The organism is Streptomyces yerevanensis (assembly GCF_000716805.1).
In the GTDB taxonomy this organism is placed as follows: Bacteria; Actinomycetota; Actinomycetes; order Streptomycetales; family Streptomycetaceae; genus Streptomyces; species Streptomyces flaveus.
The window spans coordinates 47015-61941 of record NZ_JNWJ01000018.1 but is presented as its reverse complement, the minus strand read 5'-3'; the positions used below and the strand labels follow the sequence as shown (position 1 = coordinate 61941).

Below are 14927 nucleotides of genomic sequence, written 5' to 3'. Positions count from 1 at the left end.
TAACAAAACTCTTGTTATTGGGTGGGCCGAGTGGCTCTCGCTACGCGGGGTCGGGCTTGGTGAATGCCTGTCGGCTGTGCAGGAGCAGCTCACGCACCGAGGGGCTGTGGCTGCTCTTCCAGATCAAAGCGAGCAACGCTGGTGTCTCGATGTCATCGATGGTGCGTGCGGTGAGCCGGTCGCGGTAGCTCTCGGCCATCGAGGTGCTGAGGATGGCGACGGCGAGCCCGCGGGCGGCGAGGTCGGCAATGGCGTCCGCGGCGCTGGCTTGCAGTGCGATCGTGGGTTGGAGGCTCTGTGCCGCGCACGCCTGGTCGAACACCGTGCGCAGGCCGGTGCCGGGTGGCATGCACACGGCCGGGTAGGCGACCACGTCGCGCAGAGTGACCCGCCGCTGTTTCGCCAGGGGGTGCCCGGCAGGAACCGCTACGACGAGCCGCTCGCTGATGATGGTCAGCGCATCCAGCCCGTCGGGGGTGGCGGTTGCGGTCCCGATGAGAGCCAGGTCGATGGTGCCGGCGCGTACCCCCTCGACGAGCCGGTCGGAGTTGTCCTCCAACAGTGAGATCTCCACGCCGGGATGCGCGCGATGAAACGCGGCGAGGGCGTCGAACAGCGGCGTGAGCGTGCAGCCGATGACCATCCCGACCGTGAGCCGACCCCGGATCAGGCCGGTCACGTCACCGACCGCCTGGCCGACCGCCCCGGCTGCGGCGAGCGCGGCGCGGGCGTGTTCGAGCGCGGCCTTTCCCGCGACAGTAAGGGTGGCGGTGCGCGCCGACCGGTCGAACAGCTCGGCACCGAGTTCACGTTCCAGCTGGCGGATCTGGGCGCTGACGCCGGACTGGCTGATGTGCACCCGCTCAGCGGCCCGGGTGAAGTTCTGCTCTTCGGCGACTGCGACGAAGTACTCCAGCTGCCTCAGTTCCATGACTGCAGATTCTAGTTCCCAGTAAATCCATCTGTTGGATTTCTGGTGAGTGAACGACCACGCTGGGAAGCACTGAAGCCCGACATCAGGAGGAACCCATGCCGGAGTATGAGAAGGCCCTGCGGCCCGAGGACCTCACCCGCTTGTTCGTCGAGCGGTCCAATGCCGGTGACGCGGCCGGGGTCGCCGCACTGTACGAAGAGGATGCGGTGATGGCCTACCCGCCCGGCAACCAGACGGTGGGCCGGGAGGCGATCCGTGCGCTGTGGGAGAAGGTGCTGGCCAACCGTCCCCGCTTCGAGCCGGAACAACCGCTGCCGACGCTGGTCAGCGGAGACATCGCCCTCACCTCGACCCCGCCGAAGGACGGGGCCGGCGCCCGGGCACAGGTCGTCCGCCGCCAGCCCGACGGAAGCTGGCTGCGCCTGCTCGACCAGCCCGAGTTCGTCCCTCCCACCCGCTGAGCCCCTCGACGCCCAGGCAACTGGCCGCCCGGGCACGGGCCGCATCGGGGTGCCGCGCCGACAACGCCGGTGCGGGGAGCCCCCCGCGTTTCCCTCCTCTGCCCCATCCCCTTCGCCCTCGCCCTCGTCAACCAGCGTGCATGCCAAGTGCGTTGACCTGATCCAGGCGTACCAGCACAATGAGCCCGCGCTCATGAGAGCGCTCTCACCCTCCGCAAGGGAGACCCATGACCGGCAGACAAGGCCCAGGGCCCAGCCGCCGTACGCTCATCGGGACCGGCCTCGGTGCCGGCGCCGCGGTGCTCACCGCGGCGGTCGGTTCCGGCGCGGCCCACGCGGCCGGATCCGCGGCGGCCGCCGGGACTTCCGCCCAGCGCCGGGGGTACGCCTTTCTCGCCGCCGCCATGGACGCCTATCCCGAGCACGGCAGCATCCGCCTGGCCCAGAGCTACACCGACCAGGCGGGCCTGTTCAGCACCGCGTTCACCTACGACAACGCCCTCGCGATCCTGGCCCACCTCGCGGCGCGTACCGCCGACGGCCGTGCCAGAGCCGGGACGCTCGGTGACGCGCTGCTCTATGCCCAGGCCCACGACCCGGCGTACGACGACGGCAGGCTGCGCCAGGCCTACAACGTCGGGTCGTACACCTTCTTCGACGGTTCGCCGCAGCCGGACGGCTTCGTACGGGCGGACGGCACCGCCAACGTCGGCACCCAGTTCGGCTTCACCGGCACGGCGGTGGGCGACATGGCCTGGGCGGGCATCGCGCTGAGCGCACTGGCCCGCCGGACCGGGGCCCGTCGCTTCCTCGACGGTGCCGTGCGGATCGGTACGTGGATCGAGCGGACCGGCCGTACCGACGAACCCCTCGGCGGCTACAAGTTCGGGGTCAACGGGGCGAACGCGAAACTGCCGTTCACCTCGACCGAGCACAACACCGACCTGGTCTGCCTCTTCGGACGGCTTGCCCGGCTCACCGGCGACCGGGTGTGGCTGGAGCGGCGCGCGCGTGCCGAAGCCTTCGTCAGGAAGATGTGGGAGCCGTCCGGCGGCTTCTTCTACACCGGCACCAACGACGGTGTGACAGTCAACAAGTCCCCGATCCCGGCGGACACCCAGACCTGGACCCACCTCGCACTCGACTCGCGCTCGTACTCCCGGTCGCTGGACTGGGCCGCGGCCGAGCTGGCCGTCCTCGACCACGCCGACCGGCCCAACAGCACGGTGCCCGCGGGCCAGACGTACGAGGGAGTCACCTTCAGCTCCGCCAGTCTCCTGGCGGACGAGGACGCCCCGATCGCCGAGTTCCAGCCCAAGCCCGACCGGAACGGCGTGTGGTTCGAGGGAACGGCCCACCTCGCACTCGCCCTGCGGGACCGGCACGGCCGTGGCGACGAGGCGCGCGCCCGCCGCCTGATCGCCTCCATCGAGCGGGCCCAGGACCTGCTCGGCGGCGACCAGACCGTCGGCGGCAAGGCGCTTCCCGCGCGGGCCGGGGTCGTCTCGGTGAGCAGCCCGCTCGACACGGGTTTCGGCTTCGGCTACTACCCGTACCGGCACACGGGGGCGACCGCCTGGTACTTGCTGGCGGCGGCACGCTCCAACCCGTTGCGGGCCTGACCGACGGCGGGCCGACGTGGTCCAGACGCGGGCCTGATCAGCCCTGATGCGCCCGACGCCGGCTGCTGTCCGCCGGCGCGGGCGACCCCGGTCTGACTCCGGCCGATCGGCCCTCTTGGATCGTGCCGTGTTGTCAGACCTTGATGACCTCGACGCCCGGTCCGCAGAGCAGGTTGATGTCTTCGGGGTCGGAGGTGAGGACGGTGACTGGTCCTGGTGCGGAGCGTGCGATGGCGGCGAGGACTGCATCGATGGCGTACTTGTGGCCGCTGAGCCGGTGGCCGCGCAAGAGTGCTGCGGCTTGGTCGGTGACGTCCTTGGTGACGTCATGGACGTCGATACGGGAGAGTACCCACCGGATGCGGGCGGGGTGGATGCGTTCGTAGTGCGCCTCGAGGGTGGTCATGGCGGTCGTGGCCACCCGGATGCCTTCTTCCGAGGCTGCCTGGACGAGGGCCAGGACAGTGCGGTCCTTGAGGTAGACCTTGGACAGGCCCTCGCTGTCCAGCAGGAGCGTGCCGGGCATCAGGCTGCGGCACCGCCCGAGTCGCGCTGGTCGTGGCGCAGTACGGCGCGGGCTGCGTCGATCTCTGCCCGGGACAACGGGTCGTTGTCGGTCTCGAAGTCGGCGACGATCTCACGAAGCTTGTCCATGGCCACACGCTGCTCCAGCGCCTCGGCCACGTAGGCGGAGAAGCCGCCAGGGCCCACATGGGTGCGTACGGTTTCCGCGAGGTCTTCGGGAAGGCTGATGGAGTACTTCTTGCTACCACTCATGGTTCAGATCCTACCAAGGGTAGGAAGTCCGGGTTCTGCTGCGCTCAAGCCAGCCGAATCACCGGCTGCCGGTCCAGAACCACGGTGTGGCGCCGCAAGTCGTACGCCGTCACCGTCAGCCGCTTGTGGGTGTCGATGCGGAACTCGAGGCGGAAGCGGTCCTCGCCCGCGGTGGCCGGAGGGTTGGCCTCCAGGAACGTGGGGCTGTCCTCGTTGAGCCAGAGCATGGAGCGCTGCTGGCGTTGCTGAGGGGTGACCGCCACGGTGCGGGCGCCGCCGCCCGCGTCGAAGGCGATCTCCAGGTCGGCGCCGGCGTCGCGGTAGGTGGCGTGGGCGAGTTCGTAGACGGCGAGGCCCAGGCGGCGCTGGCCCTCGTGCAACCGCCTTGACCGTGAGGGTTTTCACCGGGTCCTCGGTGGGATAGGCGGTGCCCGCCTCCACCAGGGCCTCGAACTCGTAGGCGCCGGTATCGCGGTTGACGTGCCGGATGGCGTAGTCGTGCTGGATGTGGTCGTACAGTTCGCTGCCGCCCGCGATACCGGCCGCGCCCGCCGCCACCGCCTCCAACGGGCGGTCGAGGCGTACGACTTCGGGGTCGAAGTGCAGATGCACCACGTCCTGCACGGCGGGGATGAGGCAGCTGCCGCCCACCAGGAACACCTGCCGGATGTCGTCGGTGTCGTAACTGCGGGACGAGGCGGCGTCCAGGTGCGCCAACTCTCCCCAAACTCCCGGCCCTTGACGCTCCCTTCAGCCCTTGATGCTCCCCGCCGTGAGCCCGCCCACGATGAAGCGCTGGAAGATCGCGAAGACGCACACCACCGGAACGCACACGACGGCGGCGGTCGCCATCAGCGCTCCCCACGCGGTCCCGTGCTGGCCGACGAAGGAGTTGAGGAGGACGGTGACGGGCTGGACGCCGGGCTCCTTGGCGAGAGTGAGGCCGAAGACGAACTCGCCCCATCCGATCAGGAAGGAGAGCCCGGCCACCGCCACCAGACCGGGCACCATGAGCGGCAGGACGATACGGAGCAGTACGCCCGCGAGCCCGCACCCGTCGACCAGCGCGGCCTCCTCCAGCTCCCGCGGTACGCCCCGCAGTACGGGACGCAGCACGATCACCGCGAACGGCAGGGTGAGCGTGGTGTCGGCGGCGATCAGACCGAGGTACGTGTCGTCGATGCCGGCCCGGCGTTCGAGGATGAACAGCGGGGCCGCCAGCACGATGCTGGGCGGCAGTTGGGCGACGAGCAGCGCGAGCACCATGGTGCCGGAGCCGCGCATCCGGACCCGGGCGAGCGCGTAGCTGAGGGGGACGCCGAGCAGCAGGGTGAGGGCGACGACTCCGCTGGAGATCACCAGGCTGTTGAACAGGGCCTGGAGGAGGGCGTCGTCGTCCAGTGCCGCCGAGTAGTTCTCGGTGGTGAGCGGTGCGGGGATCCAGCGCGGGGACTCGCCGAGAATCCGGTCCGGCTCCGTGAGGCTGGTGTTGAGCATCCAGTAGACCGGCAGCAGAAAGGCGGCGGTGATCAGCGTGGCGGTCGCGGTGAGCAGCCAGGGGCGGCGCGCCGGTTTCATACGGCACCTTCCTCTCGTTCCTCCCGGCGCAGTCGCCGTACGTAGCCGATGCCCGCGAGCAGCGGTACGACGAGCAGCAGCAGTCCGGCGGCGGCGCCCTCGCCGAACCGGAAGAACCTGAAGAAGACCTCGTACGCATAGAGGGAGAGGACGCTGGTGGCGTCGACCGGGCCGCCGCCCGTCATCACGAAGACGAGGTCGAAGACCTTGAAGGTGTAGACGAGGCCGAGCAGCAGCACCGTCACCGAGACGGGCCGCATCAGCGGCAGGGTGATCCAGCGCAGCCGCTGCCAGGCGTTCGCCCCGTCGATGGCGGCGGCCTCGTGCAGCTCCGGGTCGATGGTGTGCAGTCCGACCAGGAGCAGCAGCATGTTGAAGGGCACGCCGACCCATACGTTGGCGAAGACGACCCCGGCCAGGGAGGTGCCCGGATCGATCAGCCAGTCGCGCGACAGGGCGTCCAGGCCGACGGCTCGCAGCAGGGCGTTGTACGCGCCCGACTCGCCGTCGAGCATCCAGCGGAAGAGGGTGCCGCTGACCACCGGCGGCAGCAGCCAGGCCACCAGCAGCAGTGACCGGAGCAGGCCGTTCAGCGGGAAGGGCCGGGCGAAGAGCAGGGCCAGGGCGAAGCCGATCGTGAACTGGAACAGCAGCGAGCCCGCGGTGAACACCGCCGAGAGGCGGGCCGCGTGCCAGAAGTCCGGGTCGGAGACGGTGGCTTGGTAGTTCGCGAGACCGTTGAACGGCGTGGCCCCGCCGAGCAGACCGCTCAGGCCGACGTCGTGTACGGAGGTCCAGGCGTTGTAGAGCAGGGGGTACGCCAGGAAGAGGGCGAGGAAGGCCAGACCGGGGAGGGCGAAGAGGTACCCGGTCCGCCGGAGGCGTGAGGAGGGCGAGCGGGACGGGCGTGGAGCGGTGGTCCGGAGTGGTCTCACCGCCGCTCCAGCGCCTCGTCGATCTTCCCGGCGGCGGTCCGCGCCGCGGCCGAGGGCGCGGCGGAGCCGGTGAGTACGGCCTGCTCGGCCTCGGCGACGGCCTGGGAGATGTCCGGGTAGCCCGGCCCGTACGTGCGCGGGCGGGCGCGGGACAGCTGGCCCAGGAAGAGCCGCAGGGCCGGGTCGGAGGCCCAAGTGCCCTGGTCGGCAAGGTCCTTGCGAGAGGGGAGGTTGCCGAACGACTCCAGGTACGGCACCAGGACCGACCGGCGCTGGGTGTACTTCAGTACCTCCCACGCCTTGTCCTGCTGCTCGCTGCTCGCCATCACCACCCAGTTCTCGCCGCCCAGGCAGGTGGCGGCGGCCTTGTCGCGGGGGAGGGCGACGACGCTCCACTCCAGATCCGTCTCCTTCTTCAGGGTGGGGATCTGCCACGGGCCGTTGATCTGCATCGCGGCGCGCCCGTCGACGAACCGGGTGTTGACGTCCTGCTGGGTCCAGCCCACGCACTGCTCGGACAGCGAGCTCTTGGCGACCAGGTCGTCGAGGAAGGCCAGCGCGGTCGCCCCGTCGGTGGCGAAGGTGTCCAGGTCACCGCCGGTCTGCCACAGGAACGGCAGGAACTGGAAGACGCCCTCTTCGGTCCTGATCGCGCTCATCGCCAGGCCGAACCGGTTCCCGCTGGTCAACCGCTGTGCCGCGGCGGCCAGTTCGTCCCAGGTGGTGGGGGGCTTCACGTTCGCCGAGCGGAGGATCCCGGTGTTGTAGTAGAGGGCGAGGCAGTTGCTGGTGTTGGGGATGCCGAGGGTCTTGCCGTCGACCTGGCAGCCGGCCCAGGGGCCCTCGTAGTACTGGTCCGCCTGGCCCCACTCCTCGACCCGTTCGGTGAGGTCGGCCAGCAGGTCGCTGCCGCCGAGGGAGTTCATCGAGACGTTGTCGACGATGGCGAGGTCCGGGAGGTCACCGGAGACCGCGCCCAGGGTGATCTGCCGCTCCAGGTCCGCGAAGGGGAAGGTGCGGCGGTCGATGCGTACGCCCGGGACGCCCGCCTCGATGTCCTCGATGAGGGCTTTCATGCCGGGCTGGAAGTTCTCCAGGGTGAAGTAGTCCCACCAGGTGAGGGTGGTTCTGCCTCCGCTTCCCTGCCCGGAATTCCCGGAGTTCCCGGAACCGCAGGACGCCAGGGCCCCGACTGTTCCGAGGGCGGCGGCTGACGCACCCGCGGCACGCAGAAAGGCGCGGCGGTCAAAGTCACGGCGGTCAATGGTGGACGGCATACGAGGCTCCCATCAGCACGTGGACCAGGATCAGAACCGGCCTTCATGGACTCGGCAGGGACCCGGCCCGGAAATTCATGAACGCATGTACTCGGCTCAGAAATCGGAACCCGGGAAATCCGGTATGTCGGGAAACTCGGGGAAATCCTGCTTCGGCTCCGAACCGGGCACCGCCCTGCACCTGCCGGTACTCGCCCGCAGGGAGATCAGCGGCTTCAGCAGGACATGCCGGGGCGGCGCTCCGGGTGAGGTGAGCCGTTCCACCATCAGCTCGACACCGACCCGGCTCATCTCCTCGGCGGGTATCTCGGCGGCGGTGAGCTGCGGCGTCACCTGCTCCGCCCAGCGCCCGGCCGCCACGCCGACGACCGAGAAATCCCGGGGTACGGCACGGCCGTGACGCGTCAGACCGCGGTACAGACCGGCGAGGGCCGCCTCATTCATGGTGACGAGTGAGGTGGTCGCCGGGTCGTCCCGCAGGATCCGCTCCAGCACCGCCTCGCCCCCGGCGACGTCGTCGTCGCAGAGGTACGCGTGCGGGGTGAGGCCCAGCCGCACCATGGCCTCGGTGTAGCCCTCCAGCGCGAGGTGCGCGAACCCGTACCCGCTGTCGAAGAGCTGCTCCGAGCGATTGACGAAGGCGATCCGGCTGTGCCCCAGATCAGCGAGGTGCTGTACGCAGCCGTCGGCCAGCCCGGCGAAGTCCAGATCGACCCAGCCGGTCTCCTCCGCCCTCCGGTTCCTCCCGATGGTGACGAACGGAAACCCCACCTTGGCGAGATGCTCGACCCGGTCGTCCTCCCGCCGGATCTCCATCACGATCAGCCCGTCCACCCGCCGCTCGGCCAGGATCCGCTGGAACGAGGGTTCGTTCTCGGACTCACAGGGCGAGAGCAACAGGTCGTACCCAAACTTCGTGGCGGCCTCGGCCACCCCGCCGATGAAGCCGAGCTGCATCCCGGTGTACCGCCGGTCCCGCCCGGCGGGCGGATAGAGCAGTCCGAGGGTGTGGGTACGACCACTGCCGGGGCCCGAGCCGGCTTCGTCACCCCCGGGGGCCGGCTCGCCCCTTCGCCCGCTCATCTTCAGCTGGCCGGGAGGGGTTGTTCGGCCCAGATGGTCTTGCCCGTGGAGGTCTGGCGGGTGCCCCAGCCCTGGGTGAGCTGGGCGACCATGTGCAGGCCTCGGCCGCCCTCGTCGAAGATGCGGGCGCGGCGCAGATGGGGAGCCGTACTGCTGGCGTCGGAGACCTCGCAGATGAGGGCGCGGTCGCGGATCAGGCGCAGGCCTATGGGGACCGCTCCGTACCGGATGGCGTTGGTGACCAGCTCGCTCACCACCAGCTCGGTGATGAACGCCGCCTCTTCCAGCCCCCAGGTCGCCAGTTGGCGGGAGGTCTGGGCGCGGGCGGCGGCGACGATCGCGGGGTCGGACGGCAGGGCCCAGGCGGCGACCTGGTCGGCGTGCAGCGCGCGGGTGCGCGCGAGGAGCAGGGCCACGTCGTCGGCACGGCTGTCGGGCAGCAGCGCCTTGAGGATGGCGTCGCAGGTGACGTCGAGCGAGGGCACGGGGGAGGCGAGGGCCTGGCACAGCCGGTCGAGACCGGCGCCGACGTCATGGTCGCGGGCCTCGACGAGTCCGTCGGTGTAGAAGGCGAGCAGGGAACCCTCGGGCAGTTCGATCTCGGTGGACTCGAAGGGCAGCCCGCCCACCCCCAGCAGCGGCCCGGGCGAGAGCTCGACCAGGGTGACCGTACCGTCGGGCAGCAGCACGGCGGGCGGCGGATGGCCGGCGCTGGCGAGGGTGCACATGCGCGAGACCGGATCGTAGACGGCGTACAGACAGGTGGCGCCGATCTCACCGAAGTCGCCGGGGCCCGGCATGTCCGCGGAGACGGGATCGTCGTCGTCCGAGGTGAGATGGGTGACCAGGTCGTCGAGATGGGTGAGGAGCTCGTCCGGCGGCAGATCGACATCCGCGAGCGTACGTACGGCCGTACGCAGCCGCCCCATCGTCGCCGAGGCGTGCAGCCCATGGCCGACCACGTCCCCGACGACCAGCGCGACCCGCGTACCGGACAGCGGCACCACGTCGAACCAGTCGCCGCCCACCCCGGCCCCCGAACCGGCCGGCAGGTAACGGAACGCGACCTCGACGGCCGCCTGCTCGGGGAACTCGCGCGGCAGGAGGCTGCGTTGCAGCGTGAGCGCGTTGGTGCGCTCGCGGGTGTAACGGCGCGCGTTGTCCACACCGACGGCCGCCCGTCCCGCCAGCTCCTCCGCGAGGACCAGATCGTCCTCGGCGAAGGGCTCCGAGGACCGGCCCCGGGCGAAGACGGCCACCCCGAGCGTGATCCCGCGGGCCCGCAGCGGAACCGCCATGATCGAGTGGAAACCCTGCCCGCGTACGCTCGCGCTCCTGGCCTCGCTCTGCCCGATCCACCGCACGAAGTCGGGATCGTCCGCCCCGCTGAGCACCGCCCGCCCGGTGGCCAGACAGCGCGCCGGAGGCGAGAACGAGGGGTAGGTGTCGGCCTCGCCGAGGCCGACCGCCGCCTCGGGCGACTCCTCGGAGCCGGAGGCGTGCGCGATCCGCCGCAGCACCACGTCCACGTCGACCGGTCCCGCGACCGGTTCCTCCCCGCGGGTCACGGATTCGAGCAGGTCCACGCTGATGAAGTCGGCGAGCCGGGGCACGACCAGATCGGCGAGTTCCTGGGCGGTACGGGTCACATCCAGGGTGGTGCCGATACTGGTGCCCGCCTCGTTCAGCAGGGCCAGCCGCTGCCGCGCCCAGTGCTGCTCGCTGCTGTCGAAGGTGGCGGTGCCGACCCCGCACACCCGGCCGGTGGCGGGATCCCGGACGGGCCACATCTCGGTGACCCAGGCATGCTGACGGAGGGCGGACGGTGCAGGCGTACAGCCCTCGTAACGCGTCGGTGTCGCCTGCTCGGCGACCCGGTCGACGGACCGCAGAAATGCCTCGTTCCCCTCGTTCGGGTACTCGTCGGTGTGCTGCCCCGACGCGGCGACGTGCCACCCGTGCGAATCCTTGGTGAGGGCGGACATGGCGATCGAGGACTGGGTGAACGCCCACTCCACCACCTCGTGGTGGTACGCCGACTCGGGCGCGTCCGTGGTGGCGGTCACGAGGAACGCCTGCGTCTCGCCGTTCCGGTCCAGCGAGGGGGCGGAGTGCACGGTGAGATCGAGGCGGTGGCCGTCCTGGTGGCGGAGGGCCGCCGTGCCGCTCCACTCCCGCGAACTGGCCAGGGCGTAACCGGTGGCGCCGGAGAGTCCCACCGTGGCGAGCAGATCGACCGCGGTGCGCCCCACGATCTCAGGCGCGCTGTAACCCAGCAGTCGGCGAGCTCCTTCGCTCCAGCCCGTGACGATGCCCTGTGGGCTGATGGTGGCTGTGGCGGTGTCCATCGTCGCTCACTTCGCGCTTCGCTCAATCGTGGCGCTTCGCTCGATCGCGCCAGTCATGTCAGACATATCGGTACTGTCCTTGTCAGTCCTCAGCGTGCGCGCTCAGGACTGAACGGACAAGTCGGACCCGCGTGTAGAACGAATGCGCCGAAGACCGTACGAAGACCGCCCGCCGTGAGCGCATCCTCGGCGGCGTACGTACGAGGAAAGGGACCCCGAGGTTCTTGTTCACCGACACAAGCTTCAACTCAGGGTGTACTTAGGGCCTCCTTAGCATTAACGGCTAGCATCGTCCCCGTTGTCGAGGGAGTGAGGTGGGCATCGTGTCGGTCGAACCGCGGATCGCCGTTGCCGTGGTGACCATGGGGAATCGACCCGTGGAGGTCGAAGCGCTGCTGGTCTCGGTGGCCAAGCAGGACCTCCCGCCGGCAAGAGTCGTGGTCGTGGGGAACGGCTGCCCCCTTCCCGAGTTCACCGGGCTTCCCTGCGAGGTCACCACCATCGAGCTCGACGAGAACCTCGGCTGTCCGGGCGGCCGGAACGTCGCGCTGCGGCAGCTGCGGGAGTTCGGCGACGTGGACGTCGTCGTCGAGCTGGACGACGACGGACTGCTCGTCGACACGGATGTCCTCAGCAAAGTACGGGACTTGTACGCCGCCGATCCGCGCCTGGGCATCGTGGCTTTCCGCATCGCCGACGAGCACGGCGAGACCCAGCGGCGCCATGTGCCCCGGCTCGGCGCCAAGGACCCGCTGCGCGGCGGACTCGTGACCGGCTTCCTCGGGGGCGCGCACGCCCTCTCCATGAAGATGCTCGCGGAGATCGGCGACTGGCCCGCGGAGTTCTTCTTCGCGCACGAGGAGACCGACCTGGCGTGGCGGGCCGCCGACGCCGGCTGGACCATCCGGTACGTACCGGAACTGCTCCTCCAGCACCCCAAGACCTCCCCCGCCCGGCACGCCATCTACCACCGGGTCACCGCCCGCAACCGCGTCTGGCTGACCAGGCGCCGGCTGCCCCTCCCGCTCATCCCCGTCCACCTGGGCGTCTGGATCGCGCTGACCCTCCTGCGTACGCGCTCCGTCGGCGGCCTGCGCGCCTGGTTCGGCGGCTTCGTGGAGGGCCTGCGGGAGCCGGGCGGCGAACGGCGGCCGATGCGCTGGCGAACCGTGTGGCACCTCGCACGGCTGGGGCGACCGCCGGTCATCTGAGGCCGCCGTCGTCGGCGTACGTGCCCTTACTCGGCTATTTGGCGTCGGCGTAGCGCTCGACCACCGCCGTCGTGAACGGAAACCGCACCGGCGTCTCGCCGAACGTCAGCCGGCCCGCCAGGTCCGCCGCCTCCCGTACCGCCGTGACCACCGCGTCCGCCTCCTCGGCCGGACAGTGCACGATCACCTCGTCGTGCTGGAAGAAGACCAGCTCGGCGGCCATGTCCCGGCAGGCGCGGCGGAGGGCGGCGAGGACGAGCAGGGTCCAGTCGGCGGCGCTGCCCTGGACGACGAAGTTACGGGCGAAGCGGCCACGGGCGCGGGAGTTGGTGGAGGCGTAACCCGGCACCCACTCGTCGGCGTCGGCGGCCTCGACAGCCGGCTCGTCCTGCGGAATCCCCGCCTCCTCGGCCGAGTCCGCGGCGCCCACCGCCGGAGGGCACGTCCGCCCCAGCCACGTACGCACGAGCCGTCCCTCCTCGCCCGCCCGCGCCGCGTCGTCGACGTACGCGACCGCTTTGGGGAAGCGGCGGCGCAGTGCGGCGAGGTTCTTGAGGCCGTCCCCGGACGTCTGCCCGTACACCGCGCCGAGCACCGCGAGCTTCGCCTGGTCGCGGTTGCCGGAGAAGGCGCGGTCGGAGACGGACTGGTAGAGGTCGGTCTCCCGGCCCGCGACCTCCATCAGGCCCGGGTCGCGCGAGATCGCGGCCAGTACGCGCGGCTCCATCTGATCGGCGTCCGCCACGACGAGCCGCCAGCCCGGGTCGGCGATCACGGCGCGACGGATCACCTTGGGGATCTGCAGCGCGCCCCCGCCATTGGTCACCCAGCGCCCGGTGACCGTCCCGCCCGGCAGATACTCCGGCCGGAACCGTCCGTCCCGCACCCAGTCCTGCAGCCACGACCAGCCGTGCGCCACCCAGATCCGGTACAGCTTCTTGTACTCGACGAGTGGTTTCACGGCCGGATGGTCGACCGTCTCGATCTCCCAGCGACGCGTGGACTTCACCTTGATCCCGGCCTGCGCGAAGGCCTTGACCACGTCCGCGGGCAGATCGGGCCGCACCCGGCGCCCGAACGCGGCCGACACCTCGTCCGTCAGCTCGGCAAGGCGTCGTGGCTCGCCCCCGCCCGCGTACCGCTCGCCGAGCAGTTCATACAGCACTTCGCGGTGCACGTCCGCGCTCCACGGCAGCCCGGCCGCGTTCATCTCGGCGGCCACCAGCGTGCCCGCCGACTCGGCGGCCGTCAGCAGCCGCATCCGCTCGGGGTGCGCGGTCGCGTCGTGTCTTCGCTGCTGGTGCTCATACACCTCTATGAGTTGTTCCAGCGGTACGTGCACGGGGCGCGGCTCGAACAGGGAGGACTGCGAGCCCGGTTCGGCGGAACGCTGCGGTGGGTCCGGCGGTACGGGGCCGCCGCGCAGCCTGGCCAGGGCAGCGGCCGCCGAGCGGGGCTCGCCGAGGCGTCCTTCGTGGCCGAGGAGGAGGGTCTCGGCGGCCTCCATGTCGTAACACCGCTCCACACGGACGCCCGCGTCGTGCAGCCGGGGGTAGACCTCGGCCGTCGACCGCCACACCCAGCGCGTGACGTCCGGCCGGGACCGTACGGACTCCGCGAGGTCCGGCTCCTTGAGGAGCGGTCCGGCGGGCACCCCGTCGGGGCCGAGGGGGGCGAGCTCCGCGCCGCCGTCCTCGGTCGGCGCGAGAGCCCACCGGTCGGTCATGACTGCGAGTCTCGCAGGAGGGTCTGACAACGGCCCTGACTTGCAAGTTCAGGGCCGTGTTCAGCGCCGGGCACAGGTCGCGGTCGGTCATTCCTCCTGGAGGGACTGGCGGATCTTCTCCAGCGCCTTCGCGATGTTCGCCTCGACCGCAGCCTTGTCGACGCCGAGCCCGCTGAGCAGGCCCGTGCCGGCCTCGTGCTCCAGCAGTGCGAGCAGGATGTGCTCCGTGCCGATGTAGTTGTGGCCGAGGCGCAGGGCCTCGCGGAAGGTCAGTTCGAGGACCTTCTTGGCGCTGCCGTCGAAGGGGATGAGTGCGGGGATGCTCTCGGCGCGCGGCGGGAGGGCGGCGGTCGCGGCCTCGCGCACGGCGTCCAGGGTGACGCCCTGCGCGGTGATCGCCTTCGCCCCGAGGCCGTCCGGTTCGGCGATCAGGCCGAGGACCAGGTGCTCGGTGCGGATCTGGTCGTTGCCCGCGGTCCTGGCTTTCTCCTGGGAGACGACCACCACGTTCCTGGCCCGTGGCGTGTAGCGGCTGAAGCCCTGGCTGGGGTCGAGGTCCGACTCGGCCTTCGGCACGAACCGCTTCTGGGCGGCCTGCCGGGTGACCCCCATGCTCTTGCCGATGTCCGTCCAGGACGCGCCCGAACGCCGGGCCTGGTCCACGAAGTGCCCGATCAGGTGATCGGCCACGTCGCCGAGGTGGTCCGCGGCGATCACCGCGTCCTGGAGCTGGTCGAGCGCGTCGGTGTGGACCTTCTTGATGGCTTCGATGAGGTCGTCGAGACGTACGGATGCGGTGGCGGGTGAGTTCTCGGTCATGTGTCAACCGTAGGTTGACAGTGAATGAGTGTCAACCTCGAGTTGACGTCACCTCCGGGGCCCCGGCCACCCGGCGGCTGCGGCGAGATCAACTCGTTCATCTGGTGCTGACCGAAAAGAGGGGCGCCCGGTCCGGGCGCCCCTCTCCGCTTTGTC

Annotated in this window: 14 protein-coding genes and 1 pseudogene; 3 read left to right on the top strand and 12 right to left on the bottom strand. The window is 70.4% G+C overall.

What is annotated here, in order from left to right; genetic code table 11:
- Nucleotides 1-40: 40 nt before the first annotated feature.
- Entirely contained in the window at nt 41-931 is an 891-nt protein-coding gene (locus OP79_RS20365) for a LysR family transcriptional regulator (protein WP_033321711.1), read from the bottom strand.
- Nucleotides 932-1029: 98 nt separating this feature from the next.
- Between OP79_RS20365 and OP79_RS20360 the strand changes: the two genes are divergently transcribed.
- Complete coding sequence (locus OP79_RS20360; RefSeq protein WP_033321710.1) at nt 1030-1395, top strand: YybH family protein; 366 nt, start codon at nt 1030-1032, stop codon at nt 1393-1395.
- Between the two features lie 227 nt (nt 1396-1622).
- Nucleotides 1623-3017, top strand: coding sequence for a hypothetical protein (locus OP79_RS20355; RefSeq protein WP_033321709.1), 1395 nt, complete (start codon nt 1623-1625; stop codon nt 3015-3017).
- A gap of 133 nt (nt 3018-3150) precedes the next feature.
- Here OP79_RS20355 and OP79_RS20350 read toward each other — a convergent pair whose 3' ends face one another.
- From OP79_RS20350 to OP79_RS20315, 9 genes and pseudogenes are all read right to left on the bottom strand, one after another.
- On the bottom strand, nt 3151-3543 hold the full coding sequence (locus OP79_RS20350) for a type II toxin-antitoxin system VapC family toxin (protein ID WP_033321708.1): 393 nt from the start codon (nt 3541-3543) through the stop codon (nt 3151-3153).
- A complete protein-coding gene (locus OP79_RS20345; RefSeq protein WP_033321707.1) occupies nt 3543-3794 on the bottom strand; it encodes a hypothetical protein in 252 nt (83 codons plus the stop codon). Before OP79_RS20345 ends, OP79_RS20350 begins: the two co-directional genes overlap by 1 nt.
- Nucleotides 3795-3838: 44 nt before the next feature.
- Nucleotides 3839-4174 (bottom strand): hypothetical protein, encoded by a 336-nt coding sequence (locus tag OP79_RS57065; RefSeq protein ID WP_033321706.1) that lies wholly within the window; start codon nt 4172-4174, stop codon nt 3839-3841.
- 160 nt (nt 4175-4334) lie between these two features.
- A pseudogene (locus OP79_RS58560) lies at nt 4335-4511 on the bottom strand (Hsp70 family protein); the annotation flags it as partial.
- 33 nt (nt 4512-4544) lie between these two features.
- Nucleotides 4545-5372, bottom strand: coding sequence for a carbohydrate ABC transporter permease (locus tag OP79_RS20335; protein ID WP_033321705.1), 828 nt, complete (start codon nt 5370-5372; stop codon nt 4545-4547).
- Nucleotides 5369-6307, bottom strand: coding sequence for a carbohydrate ABC transporter permease (locus tag OP79_RS20330; protein WP_033321704.1), 939 nt, complete (start codon nt 6305-6307; stop codon nt 5369-5371). Before OP79_RS20330 ends, OP79_RS20335 begins: the two co-directional genes overlap by 4 nt.
- Nucleotides 6304-7584, bottom strand: coding sequence for an ABC transporter substrate-binding protein (locus tag OP79_RS20325; RefSeq protein ID WP_033321703.1), 1281 nt, complete (start codon nt 7582-7584; stop codon nt 6304-6306). Before OP79_RS20325 ends, OP79_RS20330 begins: the two co-directional genes overlap by 4 nt.
- 96 nt (nt 7585-7680) lie before the next feature.
- Nucleotides 7681-8667 (bottom strand): LacI family DNA-binding transcriptional regulator, encoded by a 987-nt coding sequence (locus OP79_RS20320; RefSeq protein ID WP_051744774.1) that lies wholly within the window; start codon nt 8665-8667, stop codon nt 7681-7683.
- Between the two features lie 2 nt (nt 8668-8669).
- Nucleotides 8670-11015 carry an ATP-binding SpoIIE family protein phosphatase gene (locus tag OP79_RS20315; protein ID WP_033321702.1) on the bottom strand — a complete coding sequence of 782 codons (2346 nt, stop codon included), beginning with the start codon at nt 11013-11015 and terminating at the stop codon, nt 8670-8672.
- 362 nt (nt 11016-11377) lie between these two features.
- Here OP79_RS20315 and OP79_RS20310 point away from each other — a divergent pair, with 362 nt between their 5' ends.
- On the top strand, nt 11378-12226 hold the full coding sequence (locus OP79_RS20310; protein ID WP_051744784.1) for a glycosyltransferase family 2 protein: 849 nt from the start codon (nt 11378-11380) through the stop codon (nt 12224-12226).
- Between the two features lie 34 nt (nt 12227-12260).
- Here the strand turns inward: OP79_RS20310 and OP79_RS20305 are convergent, their stop codons facing one another.
- Together OP79_RS20305 and OP79_RS20300 are read right to left on the bottom strand one after the other, a co-directional pair.
- Nucleotides 12261-13952 (bottom strand): bifunctional 3'-5' exonuclease/DNA polymerase, encoded by a 1692-nt coding sequence (locus OP79_RS20305; protein WP_033321700.1) that lies wholly within the window; start codon nt 13950-13952, stop codon nt 12261-12263.
- 87 nt (nt 13953-14039) lie between these two features.
- Nucleotides 14040-14771 carry a Clp protease N-terminal domain-containing protein gene (locus tag OP79_RS20300; RefSeq protein ID WP_033321699.1) on the bottom strand — a complete coding sequence of 244 codons (732 nt, stop codon included), beginning with the start codon at nt 14769-14771 and terminating at the stop codon, nt 14040-14042.
- Nucleotides 14772-14927: the final 156 nt, after the last annotated feature.

What these genes read in the sequence shown, in the direction of transcription:
- OP79_RS20365 (WP_033321711.1), bottom strand. Translation starts at nt 931, where the DNA reads ATGGAACTGAGGCAGCTGGAGTACTTCGTCGCAGTCGCCGAAGAGCAG.
- OP79_RS20360 (WP_033321710.1), top strand. Translation starts at nt 1,030, where the DNA reads ATGCCGGAGTATGAGAAGGCCCTGCGGCCCGAGGACCTCACCCGCTTG.
- OP79_RS20355 (WP_033321709.1), top strand. Translation starts at nt 1,623, where the DNA reads ATGACCGGCAGACAAGGCCCAGGGCCCAGCCGCCGTACGCTCATCGGG.
- OP79_RS20350 (WP_033321708.1), bottom strand. Translation starts at nt 3,543, where the DNA reads ATGCCCGGCACGCTCCTGCTGGACAGCGAGGGCCTGTCCAAGGTCTAC.
- OP79_RS20345 (WP_033321707.1), bottom strand. Translation starts at nt 3,794, where the DNA reads ATGAGTGGTAGCAAGAAGTACTCCATCAGCCTTCCCGAAGACCTCGCG.
- OP79_RS20335 (WP_033321705.1), bottom strand. Translation starts at nt 5,372, where the DNA reads ATGAAACCGGCGCGCCGCCCCTGGCTGCTCACCGCGACCGCCACGCTG.
- OP79_RS20325 (WP_033321703.1), bottom strand. Translation starts at nt 7,584, where the DNA reads ATGCCGTCCACCATTGACCGCCGTGACTTTGACCGCCGCGCCTTTCTG.
- OP79_RS20320 (WP_051744774.1), bottom strand. Translation starts at nt 8,667, where the DNA reads ATGAGCGGGCGAAGGGGCGAGCCGGCCCCCGGGGGTGACGAAGCCGGC.
- OP79_RS20315 (WP_033321702.1), bottom strand. Translation starts at nt 11,015, where the DNA reads ATGGACACCGCCACAGCCACCATCAGCCCACAGGGCATCGTCACGGGC.
- OP79_RS20310 (WP_051744784.1), top strand. Translation starts at nt 11,378, where the DNA reads ATGGGGAATCGACCCGTGGAGGTCGAAGCGCTGCTGGTCTCGGTGGCC.
- OP79_RS20305 (WP_033321700.1), bottom strand. Translation starts at nt 13,952, where the DNA reads ATGACCGACCGGTGGGCTCTCGCGCCGACCGAGGACGGCGGCGCGGAG.
- OP79_RS20300 (WP_033321699.1), bottom strand. Translation starts at nt 14,771, where the DNA reads ATGACCGAGAACTCACCCGCCACCGCATCCGTACGTCTCGACGACCTC.